The organism is Acinetobacter sp. SFB, from assembly GCF_001647545.1.
Classification (GTDB): Bacteria; Pseudomonadota; Gammaproteobacteria; order Pseudomonadales; family Moraxellaceae; genus Acinetobacter.
Window position 1 is genome coordinate 65,019 of the sequence record NZ_LSZH01000011.1, and the last position, 16,346, is coordinate 81,364.

Annotated in this window: 17 protein-coding genes and 1 other RNA gene; 13 read left to right on the forward strand and 5 right to left on the reverse strand. The window is 40.3% G+C overall.

The window, feature by feature from the left end; translation table 11 throughout:
• Nucleotides 1-63 precede the first annotated feature (63 nt).
• From frr to lpxA, 10 genes are all read left to right on the forward strand, one after another.
• Nucleotides 64-618, forward strand: a complete 555-nt coding sequence (gene frr, locus AY606_RS04805) for a ribosome recycling factor (RefSeq protein WP_067865558.1) — start codon at nt 64-66, stop codon at nt 616-618.
• Nucleotides 619-624: 6 nt separating this feature from the next.
• Nucleotides 625-1,377: a polyprenyl diphosphate synthase gene (gene uppS / locus AY606_RS04810; protein ID WP_067865563.1), complete on the forward strand. Its 753-nt coding sequence runs from the start codon at nt 625-627 to the stop codon at nt 1,375-1,377.
• A 3-nt stretch (nt 1,378-1,380) separates the two neighbouring features.
• Entirely contained in the window at nt 1,381-2,205 is an 825-nt protein-coding gene (locus tag AY606_RS04815; protein ID WP_067865565.1) for a phosphatidate cytidylyltransferase, read from the forward strand.
• Complete coding sequence (gene ispC, locus AY606_RS04820; protein ID WP_067865568.1) at nt 2,206-3,402, forward strand: 1-deoxy-D-xylulose-5-phosphate reductoisomerase; 1,197 nt, start codon at nt 2,206-2,208, stop codon at nt 3,400-3,402.
• A gap of 3 nt (nt 3,403-3,405) precedes the next feature.
• A complete protein-coding gene (rseP, locus tag AY606_RS04825; protein WP_067865572.1) occupies nt 3,406-4,761 on the forward strand; it encodes an RIP metalloprotease RseP in 1,356 nt (451 codons plus the stop codon).
• Nucleotides 4,762-4,802: 41 nt separating this feature from the next.
• Nucleotides 4,803-7,307, forward strand: coding sequence for an outer membrane protein assembly factor BamA (gene bamA / locus AY606_RS04830; protein ID WP_067865574.1), 2,505 nt, complete (start codon nt 4,803-4,805; stop codon nt 7,305-7,307).
• Nucleotides 7,308-7,383: 76 nt separating this feature from the next.
• Nucleotides 7,384-7,878, forward strand: a complete 495-nt coding sequence (locus tag AY606_RS04835; RefSeq protein WP_067865578.1) for an OmpH/Skp family outer membrane protein — start codon at nt 7,384-7,386, stop codon at nt 7,876-7,878.
• A gap of 3 nt (nt 7,879-7,881) precedes the next feature.
• Nucleotides 7,882-8,949 (forward strand): UDP-3-O-(3-hydroxymyristoyl)glucosamine N-acyltransferase, encoded by a 1,068-nt coding sequence (gene lpxD, locus AY606_RS04840; protein WP_067865581.1) that lies wholly within the window; start codon nt 7,882-7,884, stop codon nt 8,947-8,949.
• Between the two features lie 6 nt (nt 8,950-8,955).
• Complete coding sequence (fabZ, locus tag AY606_RS04845; RefSeq protein WP_171255359.1) at nt 8,956-9,441, forward strand: 3-hydroxyacyl-ACP dehydratase FabZ; 486 nt, start codon at nt 8,956-8,958, stop codon at nt 9,439-9,441.
• A complete protein-coding gene (gene lpxA / locus AY606_RS04850; RefSeq protein WP_067865587.1) occupies nt 9,438-10,226 on the forward strand; it encodes an acyl-ACP--UDP-N-acetylglucosamine O-acyltransferase in 789 nt (262 codons plus the stop codon). The genes fabZ and lpxA overlap by 4 nt, the downstream gene beginning before the upstream one ends.
• A gap of 55 nt (nt 10,227-10,281) precedes the next feature.
• Here lpxA and AY606_RS04855 read toward each other — a convergent pair whose 3' ends face one another.
• Nucleotides 10,282-11,145, reverse strand: a complete 864-nt coding sequence (locus tag AY606_RS04855; RefSeq protein WP_067866598.1) for a YbgF trimerization domain-containing protein — start codon at nt 11,143-11,145, stop codon at nt 10,282-10,284.
• 295 nt (nt 11,146-11,440) lie between these two features.
• Between AY606_RS04855 and ffs the strand changes: the two genes are divergently transcribed.
• An RNA gene (gene ffs, locus AY606_RS04860) (signal recognition particle sRNA small type) lies at nt 11,441-11,537 on the forward strand.
• A gap of 44 nt (nt 11,538-11,581) precedes the next feature.
• On the opposite strand, the gene AY606_RS04865 is transcribed toward ffs, so the two are convergent.
• The 4 genes from AY606_RS04865 to AY606_RS04880 all read right to left on the reverse strand — a co-directional run bounded on the left by AY606_RS04865 (nt 11,582) and on the right by AY606_RS04880 (nt 14,576).
• Nucleotides 11,582-12,181: a regulatory protein RecX gene (locus AY606_RS04865; protein ID WP_067865590.1), complete on the reverse strand. Its 600-nt coding sequence runs from the start codon at nt 12,179-12,181 to the stop codon at nt 11,582-11,584.
• 87 nt (nt 12,182-12,268) lie between these two features.
• The gene (gene recA / locus AY606_RS04870) at nt 12,269-13,312 is read right to left on the reverse strand and encodes a recombinase RecA (RefSeq protein ID WP_067724567.1); all 1,044 of its coding nucleotides are present in this window, start codon (nt 13,310-13,312) and stop codon (nt 12,269-12,271) included.
• Between the two features lie 144 nt (nt 13,313-13,456).
• The gene (locus tag AY606_RS04875) at nt 13,457-13,897 is read right to left on the reverse strand and encodes an RNA-binding S4 domain-containing protein (RefSeq protein ID WP_067865592.1); all 441 of its coding nucleotides are present in this window, start codon (nt 13,895-13,897) and stop codon (nt 13,457-13,459) included.
• Complete coding sequence (locus tag AY606_RS04880) at nt 13,890-14,576, reverse strand: HAD-IA family hydrolase (RefSeq protein WP_067865595.1); 687 nt, start codon at nt 14,574-14,576, stop codon at nt 13,890-13,892. The genes AY606_RS04875 and AY606_RS04880 overlap by 8 nt, the downstream gene beginning before the upstream one ends.
• A gap of 13 nt (nt 14,577-14,589) precedes the next feature.
• Here AY606_RS04880 and AY606_RS04885 point away from each other — a divergent pair, with 13 nt between their 5' ends.
• Nucleotides 14,590-15,444, forward strand: coding sequence for a 3'(2'),5'-bisphosphate nucleotidase CysQ family protein (locus AY606_RS04885; protein WP_067865597.1), 855 nt, complete (start codon nt 14,590-14,592; stop codon nt 15,442-15,444).
• Between the two features lie 56 nt (nt 15,445-15,500).
• On the forward strand, nt 15,501-16,238 hold the full coding sequence (locus AY606_RS04890) for a histidine phosphatase family protein (RefSeq protein WP_067865600.1): 738 nt from the start codon (nt 15,501-15,503) through the stop codon (nt 16,236-16,238).
• Nucleotides 16,239-16,346 lie beyond the last annotated feature (108 nt).

The following is a 16,346-nucleotide window of genomic DNA, read 5'->3' on the forward strand; positions in this document are numbered from 1 at the left end:
AAGCTCTTTATACTACATGCTATTCAATAATTACATCTCTTAGAATTAAGTAAGGAAGATCATATGATTAACGATCTTAAAAAAGACAGTGAAGACCGTATGAACAAGACTTTAGAGTCTTTAGAACATGGTTTTGCTAAAGTTCGTACTGGCCGCGCACATCCATCTATCTTGAATGGGGTGATGGTTCCTTACTATGGCTCTGACGTGCCTCTCAACCAAGTGGCAAACGTGGGTCTTGAAGATTCTCGTACACTGGTTGTGCAGCCATTTGAGCGTACAATGGTTTCAGCAATTGATAAGGCGATTCGTGAAGCTGGTTTGGGTTTAAATCCGATTACTGCTGATGCTATTCGTGTTCCAATGCCTGCACTGACTGAAGAAACACGTCGTGACATGCAGAAAGTTGCACGTACTGAAGCTGAAAATGCAAAAGTTGCAATCCGTAACATCCGTCGTGATGTATTGGGCGACATCAAAGCATTATTGAAAGAAAAAGAAATTTCTGAAGATGATGATCGTCGTGCATCAGATGATATCCAAAAAATCACGGACAAATTTGTTGCCGAAGTAGACCGACGCCTTGCTGCGAAAGAAGCTGAATTGATGAAGGTCTAAGATTTAATGACTGTATCAGAAGACAGTTTACCTCTTCCAAAACATGTTGCCATCATCATGGATGGCAACAATCGTTTTGCAAAAAAAATGCAAATGCAAAAGGGTGCTGGACACCGTGAAGGGAAAAATGTCCTGGATCCGATTGTTGAGCACTGTAGAAAAAATAAAATTCAAGCATTAACCGTTTTTGCATTCTCTAGTGAAAACTGGAATCGTCCCCAATTTGAGGTTGATCTACTCATGGCATTGTTGGAAGAAACAATCCAGGAGCAACTGCCTCGAATGCAACAATTCAATATTGCTTTACGTTTTATTGGTGATCGTTCTCGTTTAACTGCACATTTGCGTGAGTTGATGTTGCAAGCCGAACAATGGACTGCTAAGTTCGACAGCATGACTTTGACCATCGCCATCAGTTATGGTGGTATGTGGGATATGGCACAGGCTGCAAAACAAATTGCAGCAGATGCTGTGGCAAAAAAAATCGCAGTTGAAGATATAAATGTTGAGTTGTTTGGGCAACATGTCAGTATGGCGGATTTACCCGCGGTAGATTTACTGATTCGCACTGGTGGTGATTATCGTTTGTCAAATTTTTTGCTTTGGCAAGCCGCTTATGCTGAGTTGTATTTTACCCAAACCTTATGGCCTGAATTTACTGTTGAAGAATTCGATGATGCATTGGCAGTTTTTGCTGGTCGTGAACGTCGTTTTGGTAAAACTTCAGAGCAAATCCAACAAGAGAAAATCGAGAATTAATAAATGTTAGAGCGGATTATAACCGCATTGGTATTGGTAGCAGTCGTACTTAGTTGTATGTTTGCTACACAGTCTCAGTATCCAATGTTTGTGCTGATGATTGTTGCAGCAGGGGTCGCAGGATATGAGTGGTTTAAGCTCATGCCAGGAAAAAACAAAAATCTTATTAAACCCTTTGCTTGGGGTTATGGATTGGCGACCGCAGCATTAGCAACTTTGGCCTTATATTTTAATGATATCGCTCTATTACTTTGGGCAGCTTCCATTTTTTCATGGATTTTAAGCATCTTTTGGGTTAAATCGTATCCAAGTTATGATGGATGGTATAATCCAAGCTTAAATGTAATCGGTTTTATTTTAATTTCTGCTGCGGTTACCGCAATTTTTTCGGTTTGGCATAGCTCGCCATGGTGGCTCATGTACCTGTTTTTACTGGTATGGGGCGCAGATAGTGGTGCTTATTTTGTCGGACGTAAGTTGGGTAAGAAAAAACTGGCACCAGATGTCAGTCCAAATAAATCGGTTGAAGGTTTATATGGCGGTATTTTCACTGCAATGATTATTGTGGTGGTGGTTGAAGTTGTTTATTTAGATTTAACTTTAGCTCAACATATTCTGTTTTTAATTTTATCTATAGTGACAGTATTTAGTTCTGTATTGGGTGATTTGTTTGAATCTATGATCAAACGTCGTGCAGGAATTAAAGATTCGGGTCGTATTTTGCCAGGACATGGTGGGGTGCTTGATCGTATTGATTCATTGCTTGCTGCTGCTCCAATTTTTGCTGCAGGCATGTATGTTTTAAAACTTATTGGTGTAGATTTATAGATGTCACAATCTGTTTGTATATTAGGTGTAACGGGTTCTATTGGTCAAAGTACCCTGAAAATTCTGCAACAACATCCTGAAAAATATTCTGTATTTGCAGTCACGGCATATAGTCGGATTGCGGAACTTGTTGAAATATGCAAACAGTACCGACCGAAAATCGTGGTTGTTCCCTCCAATAAAGTTAATGAACTAAAACAATATTTTAAAAATCAAAATATTAATCATATTGAAATTCTAAGCGATGAAGCCGGTTTAATTGCTGTTGCTGAACATGCCGATGTCGATGTGGTCATGGCGGCAATTGTCGGTGCGGCAGGTTTATTGCCTACACTGGCAGCGGTTAAAGCTGGTAAGCGGGTTCTATTGGCAAATAAAGAAGCACTGGTGATGTCGGGTGAACTCATGATGCAAGCTGCGCATGATTATCATGCAGAACTGCTTCCTGTGGACTCGGAACATAACGCTATTTTCCAATGCTTGCCTCAGAATTATTTTCAGACTAAAAGAAATGGCCAACCCAAACAAGGTGTGTCACGTATTTTGCTTACAGCCTCTGGCGGTCCTTTTTTAAAGCATAGTCTAGAACAATTAAACAGTGTGACGCCTGCACAAGCGTGCAAGCACCCGAATTGGTCGATGGGACAAAAAATTTCTGTCGATTCTGCAACTTTAATGAATAAAGGCTTGGAACTCATTGAAGCCTGTCATCTCTTTGCAATTTCAGAACAGTTTGTAACAGTGGTGGTTCATCCGCAGAGTATTATTCACTCTATGGTTCAATACGTGGATGGTTCGACTTTGGCGCAGATGGGTAATCCTGATATGTGTACCCCAATTGCACATGCGCTGGCATGGCCTGAACGTATTCAAACCCATGTGCCTGCACTTGACCTGTTTATGAATCATCAGCTAGATTTTCAAGAACCTGATACTGCACGTTTCCCTGCATTGAAGTTGGCTCGACAAGCAATGCAAAGTGGGGGGCTGGCACCCGCAATTTTAAATGCTGCGAATGAGATTGCTGTTGCAGCATTTTTAAAAAGTAGCATTGGCTTTACTGAAATTCCTCAAGTGGTTGAACAAACCTTGAATCAGGTTGAAAGTGGTGCTGCGGAATCGATTGAACTTATTTTACAAGTTGACAAGCTTGCTCGTTCTGTAGCCCAGCAAATTGTCATCAGTAAAGGAAACTAAAGCATGAGTGCCTTGTTTATTGTTGTGGCAGCCATTCTCTTACTTGGACCGCTTATCGCGATCCATGAGTTTGGACATTATATTGTTGCACGTAAACTTGGGGTGAAAGTTTTAGTCTATTCCATTGGTTTTGGGCCAACATTGCTGAAATGGACGTCTAAGAAGTCTGGTATTCAATATCAGCTTTCTGCATTGCCATTAGGTGGCTATGTAAAAATGTTGGATGAGCGTGAAGGCAATGTTGCTGAACAAGATTTACCCCAAGCATTTAACCGTCAGCATCCTTGGAAGCGGATCGCCATTGTAGCCGCAGGTCCACTCATTAATTTAGCTTTTGCTGTGGTTTTATTCTGGATTTTATTTATCCCATCGCAAGAACAACTCAATACCCGTGTGGGTAAAGTGTTACCGAATTCACCTGCTGCAACTGTTCAAATGCAGATTGGTGACAAAATTACTACAGTGGATGGTACTGAAACACCTACCTGGGAAAAATTGAATTTTGCTTTGGTCGATCGTGTTGGTGAAACAGGTTCAATCCAAATTCAGGCAGAACGTGAGGGGCAAGTCAAAACCTTCCAGTTACCCATTCACGATTTCTTAAAGAATCAAAATCAATCTGCTTTAGATAGTTTAGGCTTTATGCCATATCGCCCCAATATTCCTGCTATTGCTACTAAACTCAGTGAAGATGGTGCAGCGATTCGTCAAGGGATGAAAGAAGGCGATAAAATTATTGCGATTGATGGGGTGAAAATGAATGATTGGTTCGATGTGGTTCAAGTTGTTCAGGCTTCACCAGAAAAAATGTTAAAAATAGATATTTTACGTCAAAATCAATTGCTACATTTACAGGTGATGCCACAGGGTAAACGTGACAACATGGGTAATGTTTCAGGTGTGTTGGGTGTACAGAATATCCCCGGGAAAATAAATATTCCTGCAGATTACAAACAAATGATTCAATATAGTCCGACTGAAGCATTTGTGATGGCGGTTGATAAAACGGGTCAAATTTCAGGTATGATTTTGAACTCGATCGTCAAAATGTTTCGTGGTTTAATTGGCCTGGATAATCTATCCGGTCCAATCACCATTGCCAAAGTGGCAGGACAAAGTGCGGAAATGGGTTGGCAGACCTTTATCTCTTTTATGGCTCTAATGAGCGTAAGTTTAGGTATTTTAAATTTATTACCGATTCCTATGCTGGATGGTGGACATTTAGTTTACTATTTTATTGAGCTGATTCGTGGTAAACCTGTTTCTGAACAAATACAATTGGTTGGTTTGAAAATTGGTATGGTACTGCTCGGCAGCATGATGCTCCTGGCATTATTCAATGACTTCATGCGTTTATAACAACGCAGATTCGAAATAAATTAACATCGGAAAAGACTGGCATGCAGCACACACATTTATTTATGCCTTTGGCGCTCATTAGTGCAATGGCAGCAGTACAACAAGTATATGCAGCAGATGAATTCATTGTCCGCGATATCAAAATTGACGGGCTTGTTCGTTTAACGCCAACAAATGTCTATGGGATGTTGCCGGTCAATGCTGGCGATCGTGTCGATGATACGACTATTGCAAATTCGATTCGTGCTTTATATGCCACGGGCTTGTTTGATGATATCAAAGCATCAAGAGAATCGGATACGCTCATTTTTACCGTGGTTGAACGTCCACTGATCTCCAAGGTGGAGTTTAAAGGGAATAAACTGATTCCTAAAGAAGCCCTTGAAGATGGGCTGAAAAAAATGGGTATTGCCGAAGGTGAGGTTTTGAAAAAATCTGCCCTGCAAACCATTGAAACCGAACTTGAACAACAATATATGCAGCAAGGCCGTTATGACGCAGATGTAAGTGTTAAAACAGTCGCTAGACCAAACAACCGAGTTGATCTAACCATCGAGTTTGTGGAAGGTAAAGCAGCTAAAGTTGTTGACATCAATATTATTGGCAATACTGTTTTTAAAGAAAGCGAGATCAAGCAAGCTTTTGCAGTTAAAGAAAGTAGCTGGAGTTCGATTGTTACCCGTAACGATCGTTATGCACGAGAGAAGATGGCTGCCAGCCTGGAAGCTTTGCGCGCATTGTATTTAAACAAAGGTTATATCAATTTTAATATTACTAACTCCAGCTTGAACCTGAGTGAAGATAAAAAGAATATCTTTGTTGAAGTCGCTGTAGAAGAGGGTGAACAGTTTAAATTTGGTGAGACCAAGTTTCTGGGTGATGCACTTTATAAACCAGAAGAATTGAAAGCGCTGCAAATTTATAAAGATGGTGAGACTTACTCTCAAGAAAAAGTAAATGCAGTCAAACAGCTTTTACTTCGTAAGTATGGTAATGCAGGTTATTACTATGCCGAAGTGAACATGGTTCCTGAAATTAATGAAGAAAACAAACTGGTTAATTTGAATTACTATATTAATCCAGGTCAACAAGTGACGGTACGTCGTATTAACTTCACCGGTAATACCAAAACTGCGGATGAAGTATTACGTCGTGAAATGCGTCAAATGGAAGGCGCATTAGCAAGCAATGAAAAAATTGATTTGTCTAAAGTTCGTCTGGAACGGACCGGTTTCTTCAAAACTGTAGATATTAAACCTGCCCGTATTCCTAATGTACCGGATCAGGTTGATTTAAATATCAATGTTGAAGAGCAACATTCTGGAACAAGTACCCTGGCTGTAGGTTTCTCACAAAGTGGTGGTATAACCTTCCAGGCGGGTTTAAGTCAGACTAATTTCTTGGGTACAGGTAATAGTGTATCTATCGATTTGTCTCGTTCAGAAACGCAAGACTATTATAATTTAAGTGTGACTGATCCGTACTTCACCATTGACGGTGTACGTCGTGGTTATAACATGTATTACCGTAAAACCAAGTTGAATGACGACTATAACGTCAACAACTACGTGACGGACAGTTTTGGTGGTGGTATTAACTTTGGATATCCAATTGATGAGAACCAAAGCATCAGTGCAGGTCTAAATATTGACCAAACTGACGTCACCACAGGTCCATATGTTTCGACTTATGTTCGAGATTATTTATTAGCGAATGGTGGTAAAGCTACTGGTTCAGGTACAAGGTGTAGTGTCACACTTATCCCAGATCCAACAACAGGTATACCTACTTGCCCAGCGGGAGCAGAAGTTCCATTTGATAATGAATTTAATGGTGATTTTTTAACCTATAATTTAAATTTAGGTTGGTCTTATAATACTTTAAACCGTCCTGTTTTCCCGACCTCAGGTATGTCACATCGTGTGAATGGTGAAATTGCATTACCAGGCAGTGAAGTTGAATATCAAAAACTGACCTATGATGCGCAAGCATTCTTGCCATTGCCATATGACTTTGTGCTTCGTGGCTATGGTAAGTTAGGGTACGGTAATGATTTACCTTTCTATAAAAACTTCTATGCAGGTGGTTTTGGTTCAGTTCGTGGCTATGACAACAGTACCTTGGGTCCGAAATATCCGGGTGTAACATATAATGAGACTAGAACTAAGGACTATGATCCTGAAGAAGTGGGTGGTAATGCTCTAGTACAATTCGGTGCAGAACTCGCATTACCATTACCATTTAAAGGAGACTGGACGCGTCAGGTTCGACCAGTAGTCTTTGCTGAAGGGGCACAGGTATTTGATACCCAATGTAGTGTTCCTAATGGAAGCTTATATTTAAATGGCAATGCTGGAGTTGATGCTAAACAATATTGTGAAGACAATTTTGGTTTTGATGCTGACAACTTCCGTTACAGCGTTGGCGTTGGCTTTACCTGGATTACCATGATTGGTCCCCTTTCACTCAGCTATGCATACCCATTAAATGATAAACCGGGTGATCAAACTAAAAATATCCAGTTTGAAATTGGCCGTACATTCTAAAATTGCCTAAGAATAATTCAGGTTGTGTTAATACATTATTGGATGTATTGACACAACCAAACTTAAAGAGAAAATGATGAAAAAAATGATGATGGCGATGGGTATCGCTTTGGCAAGCATGAGCTCTTTGACGCAGGCCGGTTATGGGGTGATTGATTTAGAACGTCTGGTGGAAAATAGTAGTTATTTAAAACAACAAAACACCGCTGTACAGCAAAAAATTCAGCCACAAACCACTAAAATTGAGCAACTGTCTAAAGAGCTTGAAGTATTACAGCAACGAGCACAATCCAACACCAAATTTACTGATGCAGAAAAGCAAAAACTGTCGGCACAGTATCAAGCCAAGTTTCAAGAGTTGAATCAATTACAACAATCCGTGCAGGGTAGTGTGCAAAGCTCCATTCAACAAATCCGCACTGTTTTTGATGCGCGTGTGAAGCAAGCTGCTGAACAATTGCGTAAAGAGAATAATTTAGATATTGTTTTAAATAAAAATTCAGCGCTTGCCTATGACCCTAAATATGATTTAACTGATAAAATGATTCAAAAGGTCAATATTATTAAGTAATCAATGAATCCTAGACAATTTCGCTTAGAAGATCTTGCTCACCTTGTACAAGGTGAGTATGTCGGTCAACCTGATTTAACTTTAGAAGGATTGGCAAGCTTAGATGTCGCTCAAGCCAAACATATTGCATTTGTAAATGCGGAAAAATATTTAGATCATGCACGTGCCTCAAAAGCAGGTGCACTCATTGTCACTGCAGCTTTAAAATCCCAGTTAGATACGCATAATAATTTTATTATTGTCGATAATCCTTATCTTGCTTTCGCAATTTTGACGCATGTCTTTGAAAAAAAACATACCGGGCAGGGTATCGAAAGTACAGCTAAAATTCATTCGTCTGCAATGATTGCTGATAGTGCCTATATTGGACATTATGTGGTGATCGGTGAAAATTGTGTGGTGGGCGATGAAACCGTCATTCAATCCCACGTTAAAATCGATGATGATGTAGAAATCGGCAAACAATGTTTTATTGATTCACACGTCACTTTAACCGGTGAAACTAAAGTGGGCAGTCGAGTACGTATTCATGCTAACAGTGTGATTGGTGGAGAAGGTTTTGGCTTTGCCCCTTATCAAGGCAAATGGCATCGTATTGCACAATTAGGCTCGGTTAAAATTGGGAATGACGTCCGAATTGGATCAAATTGTAGTATTGATCGTGGCGCATTAGACGACACAATTCTTGAAGATGGCGTGATTATTGATAACCTTGTGCAAATTGCGCATAACGTTAAGATTGGCGCCAATACAGCAATTGCAGCAAAATGCGGTATTGCAGGGAGTACCACAATTGGCAAAAACTGTGTATTTGCAGGTGCAGTCGGAGTGGTAGGTCACATCAATATTACGGATAATGTTACAATTACCGGCATGTCAATGGTCACAAAAAATATTTCTGAGGCGGGTAGCTATTCTTCTGGCACACCCATACTGGAAAGTTTGCACTGGAAACGCGCTGCTGTACGCTTTAAACAATTAGCAGATGTGCCATTGACCCAACTGGTGAAACGGCTTGATCATATACAGGCTCAAATAGAGTCCCTTGAATCAACTTTTAAGCGTAAATAGAATATGATGACTGAGTCGAATACTCCTGCATTTACGAAGCCTGAATTGCCAATGCACATTCAACAAATTCGTGAATATTTACCTCACCGCTATCCATTTTTATTGGTCGATCGAGTCGTTGATGTGACTGATAATGGTATTGTTGGTTATAAAAATGTTTCGATCAACGAAGAGTTTTTACAGGGACATTTCCCAGGTTATCCAATTATGCCTGGAGTGCTGATTGTTGAGGCATTAGCTCAAGTCTCTGGTATACTTGGTTTTATCATGAATAATGAAAAACCAGGGCCCGGTTCATTGTTTCTTTTTGCGGGCGCTGAAAAGGTTCGTTTTAAAAAACAAGTCGTTGCTGGTGATCAACTCGTATTAAAATCAGAGTTGGTTATGCATAAACGTGGCATTTACAAATATAATTGTATAGCCACTGTTGATGGCGTTGTAGCAACTACCGCGGAAATTATAGTTTCGCATCAGAAAATAGAGCAGGCATGAGTAATAACGATTTAATTCACCCAACCGCCATTATTGACTCATCTGCAGTGATTGCTGCAGATGTACAAATTGGTCCTTATTGTATTATTGGGCCACAGGTCAGCATTGGTGAAGGCACTAAGCTACATTCACATGTAGTTATAGGTGGCTATACTCGCATTGGGAAAAACAACGAAATATTCCAATTTGCGAGTGTGGGTGAAGTATGTCAGGATTTAAAATATGCTGGCGAAGAAACCTGGCTTGAAATTGGTGATCACAACTCAATTCGTGAACATTGCAGTTTACACCGTGGTACGACTCAAGATCAGGGCATCACTAAAATTGGTAGCCATAATTTATTGATGGTGAATACCCATATTGCACATGACTGTGTGGTGGGCGATTATAATATTTTTGCCAATAATGTCGGTGTTGCTGGACATGTTCATGTCGGCGATTATGTGGTAGTGGGTGGCAACTCCGGGATTCATCAATTCTGCAAGATCGATTCTTTCAGCATGATTGGCGGTGCTTCGTTAATTTTGAAAGATGTTCCTGCTTATGTGATGGTTTCAGGTAATCCAGCGCATGCATTTGCAATGAATGTAGAAGGTATGCGTCGTAAAGGTTGGTCTAAGAATGTGATCCAAGGACTGCGTCAAGGATTTAAATTGATTTACAAGGAAGGTTTAACCACCGAACAGGCGATTCAACAGATTCGTGCGGAAATCCTGCCTGAAGTTCCTGAAGTTCAGTTGCTGATTGATTCTTTGGAACAATCGAAGCGTGGTATTGTTCGTTAATTAAACATGCTACTAAATAAAAAAGACACCTTCTATGGTGTCTTTTTTTGTATTCTTATTTTTTGAAATAACCCGCTTCTTCCGACTTTGGGTAATCTTTGATTAGCTTGGTTTTAAGTTGATTGGCCAGTGCTGTATTACGATCTACATCTTTAGCAATATTATGCAGTTGATAGAGGGCAAGTGAAGCCTTGGCCGAATTTGGATATTGATTGATTACAATGTTGTAATTCTTTTTTGCTTCAGCATAATTGGTCGGTTCAATGGCTAAATTGAATTCTGCCAACCAGAAATAAGCATTACTAATATAAACACTGTTGGGATTATTTTTAATAAAGTTTTTCATCGGTGCAATGGCTTTTTTCGCACCACCTTGTTTATAGGCATCTAAAGCAACCGTATAAGCTGCTTTATCCATTTCAGCTGAAGACTGTTGAGCACTAGTGGGTGGTGTTGCTTGTGTATTTGTAGTCTTTGCTGCTGGTAGTGTAGTCGTTGTCTTTGCTGTGACTACGGTTGGGCTATTTGCGGTGCTGGGAGAGGTATCTTGTTGATTATCCTCCTCTGAGGTTGCGCTTTCCGGATCTACTTTTTGCTGCAAAAGTTCTAGGCGCTGATCCAGATCAGTATAGCGATTGGTGAGTTCATGTTTAAGCTTGTCAATTTCATTGTCCTGTTCTTCAATTTTGCCGCGTAAGGCACGAATATCATTTTCTAATTGCTGGTTTTTCTGCATGATTTGCCAGTTCAGATTGGTCGGTACATTGGCAGTTGCAGCACCAGAATTAATTGCGACGCTGTTAGCGCTCGGCTCAACAGGGTTTTGACTTAAACCACGAGATTCAATTGGAATGTTGGCATAGAGAGAAACTGAACCAAATAAGGCGAGGGCACATAAAACATGCTGTTTGAGCATCATAAAAATATCCATGTCGTATTCTTAGGTATATTCAAAATTTGCAATATTTAGAATGTACCTATTTAAAAGATCTGAACACATTAAAAACGTCCATGCGGTGAAATGCAATATGCATTTACAAACTTGTCGTAGGTTTAAAGTAATTGATAGCCTTGATAAAAAATATAAAAAAATGCTGTTTTTAATCAAGATTGTTTTTTTAATAATCAAACAAAAGCGATGTGGCACGAAAAGTCGTTGCAAGGCTTGCAAGTTAAATAAAAATCTCTATACTCTGATCTTGCAATGGTAGCCCCGCTGGTGGCTTCGCAATTGTACTCTGTGAACCCCGCCAGGACCGGAAGGTAGCAACGGTAACAGAACTATGATGTGCCGAAGTTTTGCTAGTGGGGTTGCCACCAGTTTCTAAAATAATAATTCTTATTGTATTGTTCTCTTAAAACTCATCTTCTTTTCTTGTAATTGCTTTGATAATCGCATCCATTTCAAACCCCCGATACATTAAAAAGCGAATCTGTTTTGCTTTAAGTTTTGGCTCTTTTTCTACTTTTGTGCCATATTTTTTTACTTTCAGTTGATAAGCCTGTTCATTCCAATCGGTTTCTTTTAATTCTTCCTGAATTAAACTGGCGTCAATTTTTTTTGATTTTAATGCCAACTTAATACGGTTTGGACCTTTGCCTTTACGTTTTTGGCTAGACAGCATAATTTCTGCCACGCGTTGGTCACTTTGATAATTTTCTTTTGCTAACTCATCGACCAGCTTCAATACCTCATCACGATCCATGGCATATAGCGCAAGCTTCTCAATCAGGTCGGCTTTTGAATATTCTCTGCGTGTCAGTATGGCAAAGGCATAAGAGCGTAAGCGCGAGCCTGTAAGACCTTTAGGCTTGGGCTGTGGGTCATCTTCAAAATGTAATGCTTCTGATTCTATGGGGGCGGATAATGCTGCTGTTGACTCTGTCGATGAATCATCAAATTGTTGCTTGATGGCTTCATAGTTAAGCATTTTTGGAAATTTAGGATTACTCATATCGTGTATCGATCACATCAAATAAAAAACGCCCCGTAGGGCGTTTTACAGTTTAACTCGAAAAATTCGACTTTAACATCATGCTATTTAAGCATCGAGCAAGTCTGGTTCTTCTTCATCTTTTTCTTCAATTGGTTTGGTCACAGGGGTTAACAGCTTTTCACGAATAAGTCGATCAAGTTCCTGTGCAATTTGAGGATTTTCCTCTAAATGGCGGATAACATTATTTTTACCCTGACCAATTTTATTACCTTGATATGAATACCACGCACCTGCTTTTTGAACCAGCTCTTGCGCAACTGCAAGATCAACCAGTTCACCCAGCTGATTCACGCCTTTACCATACAAAATCTGGAATAATGCTTCTCTGAACGGAGGTGCCATTTTGTTCTTCACGACTTTAACACGTGTTTCAGAACCGACAATTTCATCGCCTTCTTTCACTTGACCAATACGACGGATATCGAGACGTATTGAAGCGTAGAATTTAAGTGCATTACCACCCGTTGTGGTTTCAGGGCTACCGAACATCACACCAATCTTCATACGAATCTGGTTAATGAAGATGACCATACAATTAGAGCGTTTTGCATTACCGGTAATTTTACGTAATGCCTGACTCATCAAACGTGCTTGTAAGCCCATATGTGAATCACCCATCTCGCCTTCAATTTCTGCGCGAGGGGTCAATGCAGCCACGGAATCGACAACGATCATGTCAACCGCACCTGAGCGAACCAGCATGTCTGCAATTTCAAGTGCCTGTTCACCATTGTCTGGCTGAGAAACCAACAGGTTGTCAAGGTCTACACCCAGCTTGCGTGCATATTGAGGATCAAGCGCATGTTCGGCATCGATGAAGGCACAAGTACCACCCGCTTTTTGACATTGTGCAATCGCTTGCAGAGTCATCGTGGTTTTACCCGAAGATTCAGGCCCGTAGATTTCTACGATACGACCTTTCGGTAAGCCACCAATACCCAAGGCAATGTCCAGTGTTAAAGAACCTGTAGACACCGCTTCAACAGCCAGTACGGTATTATCACCAAGACGCATAACTGTGTTTTTACCAAATTGTTTTTCAATTTGGCTTAGGGCAGCATTTAGCGCCTTACTTTTATTATCATCCATCTCACAACCTCAAAACGATGTCACAAAAATATTAACTTAAGTGGATGAGTTACTTTAAAACGTGTTCCACCCAAGTATAGTGACAGATTCATTCTTTATGTTCTATATCAATCCGGTCGAGTACGACAGAATATGACGCTTAAATTAATCATCGCTGTATGACCAGTCCTGGCCAAACTGTTGATCATTATCTTGTTTGAATTTGCTGATTAGTCGGCGATCTTTTTTACTTGGCCGATGTTCAGGTCGGGCTAGATTATGCAACTTTCTTTGTGTTGTAAGCAACTCTCGTCGTGCAACACTAACTTCAGTTTCATCATAAAGTTGTTGTGCAATCGGGGCTGCACCACGGTTTGCTGACAAGGCTTTGATCAGAATGGTTTTCCGATCAAAACCTTGCAGAATGGTCAGTTCCATTCCCACGCGAATTTCTTTGGAAACTTTTACGCGTTCACCATTATGGTGGACTTTCCCGCCTTCAATAGCAGCTTTAGATAGGGAACGGGTTTTAAAAAAACGTGCCGCCCACAGCCATTTGTCAACACGCATACTTTCAACAGTGTTTTGTTGAGAGGGATTAGGCATATTTTTTCTGATCCTCAGCTTGTTCTAACACAACGATTAAATCGGTTAAGTCTTGTAAAATAGCATAAGGACTTTCAGTCCGCATCTTTCCTTTAGATGAGGGCTGTGCAATGGTAATTAAATTGCCAATACCAAATTTTTTTGCACTGTTGAGTACTTTTTCTGTGTCATCTATAAAATAGGCTTGATTGATTTGGAAGGGATGAAGTGCTTGTAGTTTTTGCCAGAATTCGATCGACTCTTTGGCGTAACCGATACTTTCACTGCTGATCATCACATGAAAATAATCGGCCAGTTGGGTTTGTTCCAGTTTAAACTTTAAGCCTTCGCAATCTGCGTTGGTGGCAATCCAGCAAGCATAGCCATTGCTTTTGAGATAATCGAGTAACTCTAAGCAGCCTGCACGCAGCGCAACTTTATGTTTAAATTCATGTTGCAGTGCCAAGGTGTCGACCCCAACTTTTGCGCTCCAGAACCGGGTTGAGTACCAATTTAAGGTATGATTATGTTGCTGATAGAACTGAAATAACGATTCAGTGCTTTGTTCGAGCGTGCAGCCATGCGTGGCCGAATAGCGAATGGGAAGTTGATGATTCCAGATGAAATCATCATAAGCAAGGTCAAGGAGCGTGCCATCCATATCAAAGATGATGGTCGGTTTTTCTGAGTAATTCGGCATATATAGGTAATCTATGTTCAAAATAACAACAGCACCACAAGATGCTTTAATTTTACAGCTTATCCCTATTGTGACACAGGCATGTGAAATTTTGCGAGTGGAATATCAGGCCTATTGTGCAGGTGAGGCTTTCGATATCGAGCAGAAAAGTGACAATTCACCTGTGACCCAAGCTGATTATCGGGTCAATGACTTTATCACCACAGCATTACAAAAAAGTTTTCCACAGATCCCTGTATTGTCAGAAGAAGGGGGCCATACCGATCGTAAGCAATGGCAAAAATTCTGGTTGCTTGATCCTTTAGATGGAACCAAAGAGTTTCTGCATAAACGCCCTGAATTTACCATTAACTTAAGTTTGGTGGAAGGCGCAGATACTACTTTTGCGATATTGGCAATTCCTGCTGAGCAGAGCCTTTATATTTGTCCGAAGCAAGGTCTACCGTTGAAATTTGAGACTCAAACCGGACAATGGCTAGAATATGCAGAAGATGAACCTGGCGCAGCGATTAAAGTGGGTTTAAGTCAAAGTAGCCAAGGTCGGTCAAAATATGGTGAATACTTGGAAATATTAAGACATGAAGTTGAGATTGTTGAGTTCAAGGCAGGGAGTGCTTATAAATTTTGTATGATGCTTGAAGGAAAGGTCGATATCTATCCACGCTTCCATCCAACGAGCGAGTGGGATACCAGCGCAGGTCAATGTTTACTGGAGCGGATTGGTGGTGGATTGGTAGATTTGCAAGGCCGTCCTTTTTTATACAATCAGCGAGATAATTTGTTGAACGGCGGCTTTATTGCCTTTAAGAATATTGAAATAAAAAAATTGGCATTCCGTGCTCTAGGACTTATGGCGAACATGTATTGAGGTGATGTTTTAACATGTTATAGTGTACCGAACCATGTTTAATCTTTGGCTGCATCATGGCGCTAGACCTACTCCCTGCAAGTATGCTCAAGGCAATTGATTTGTTGCCCGATGCAAAAACACCTGTAACTTTATTTACTCGGCATTCTATTCGTGAAGTAGTGGCTGGGCAGGGTTTGGCTGGCTACGATTTGCAGTTAACCTCACAAGGTCGCGATTTGGCACAGGCGTGGGGAACTTATTTAATTGAAAATACAGACCGTAGTATTCAACACTGTATTTCAAGCCCCATTCAACGTTGTGTCGATACAGCAGTTTTAATGATTCAAGGTGCAGATTCTAGTACACTTGCGCAGAATACACATTGTATTGAAATTGTCGAGCAAGGCTTGTTGGTTGAACCGGGAAGTTTTGTGCTGGATATTAAACAGGCAGGTCCATATTTTATAAAACAGGGCGCTTTAGGCTTCATTAATAGTTTTGTTAATAATGCCTTGCCGGGAATGAAACATCCGATTACGGGCGTAGTAGACGTATTAGAACTTATTTATAACACCCATCCACAAGATCATTTTGGTCTAAGTTTGGCAGTGAGCCACGATACGATTTTAGCGGCAATCATTGCTGTGATTTCGGGGCGTAATACCATTAGTCGAGAAGACTGGCCTCAAATGATGGAAGGTTTATTTGTCTGGTTTGAAGGTGACGAGTTTTTAGAATCAAAACTTAAATGGATTTGGCGCGGTAAAGTCAATGAGCTTTCGATTCGAGAGTTTCAGGAATTAGAAAAATAAAAAATAGAAAAATAAAATACATATTTAGAAGAAGAAAAAATTTGCTCACATTAAAAATTTCTTCATGAAGCTTTGCATTTAAAAAATGATAAATCCATGTTATCTGCT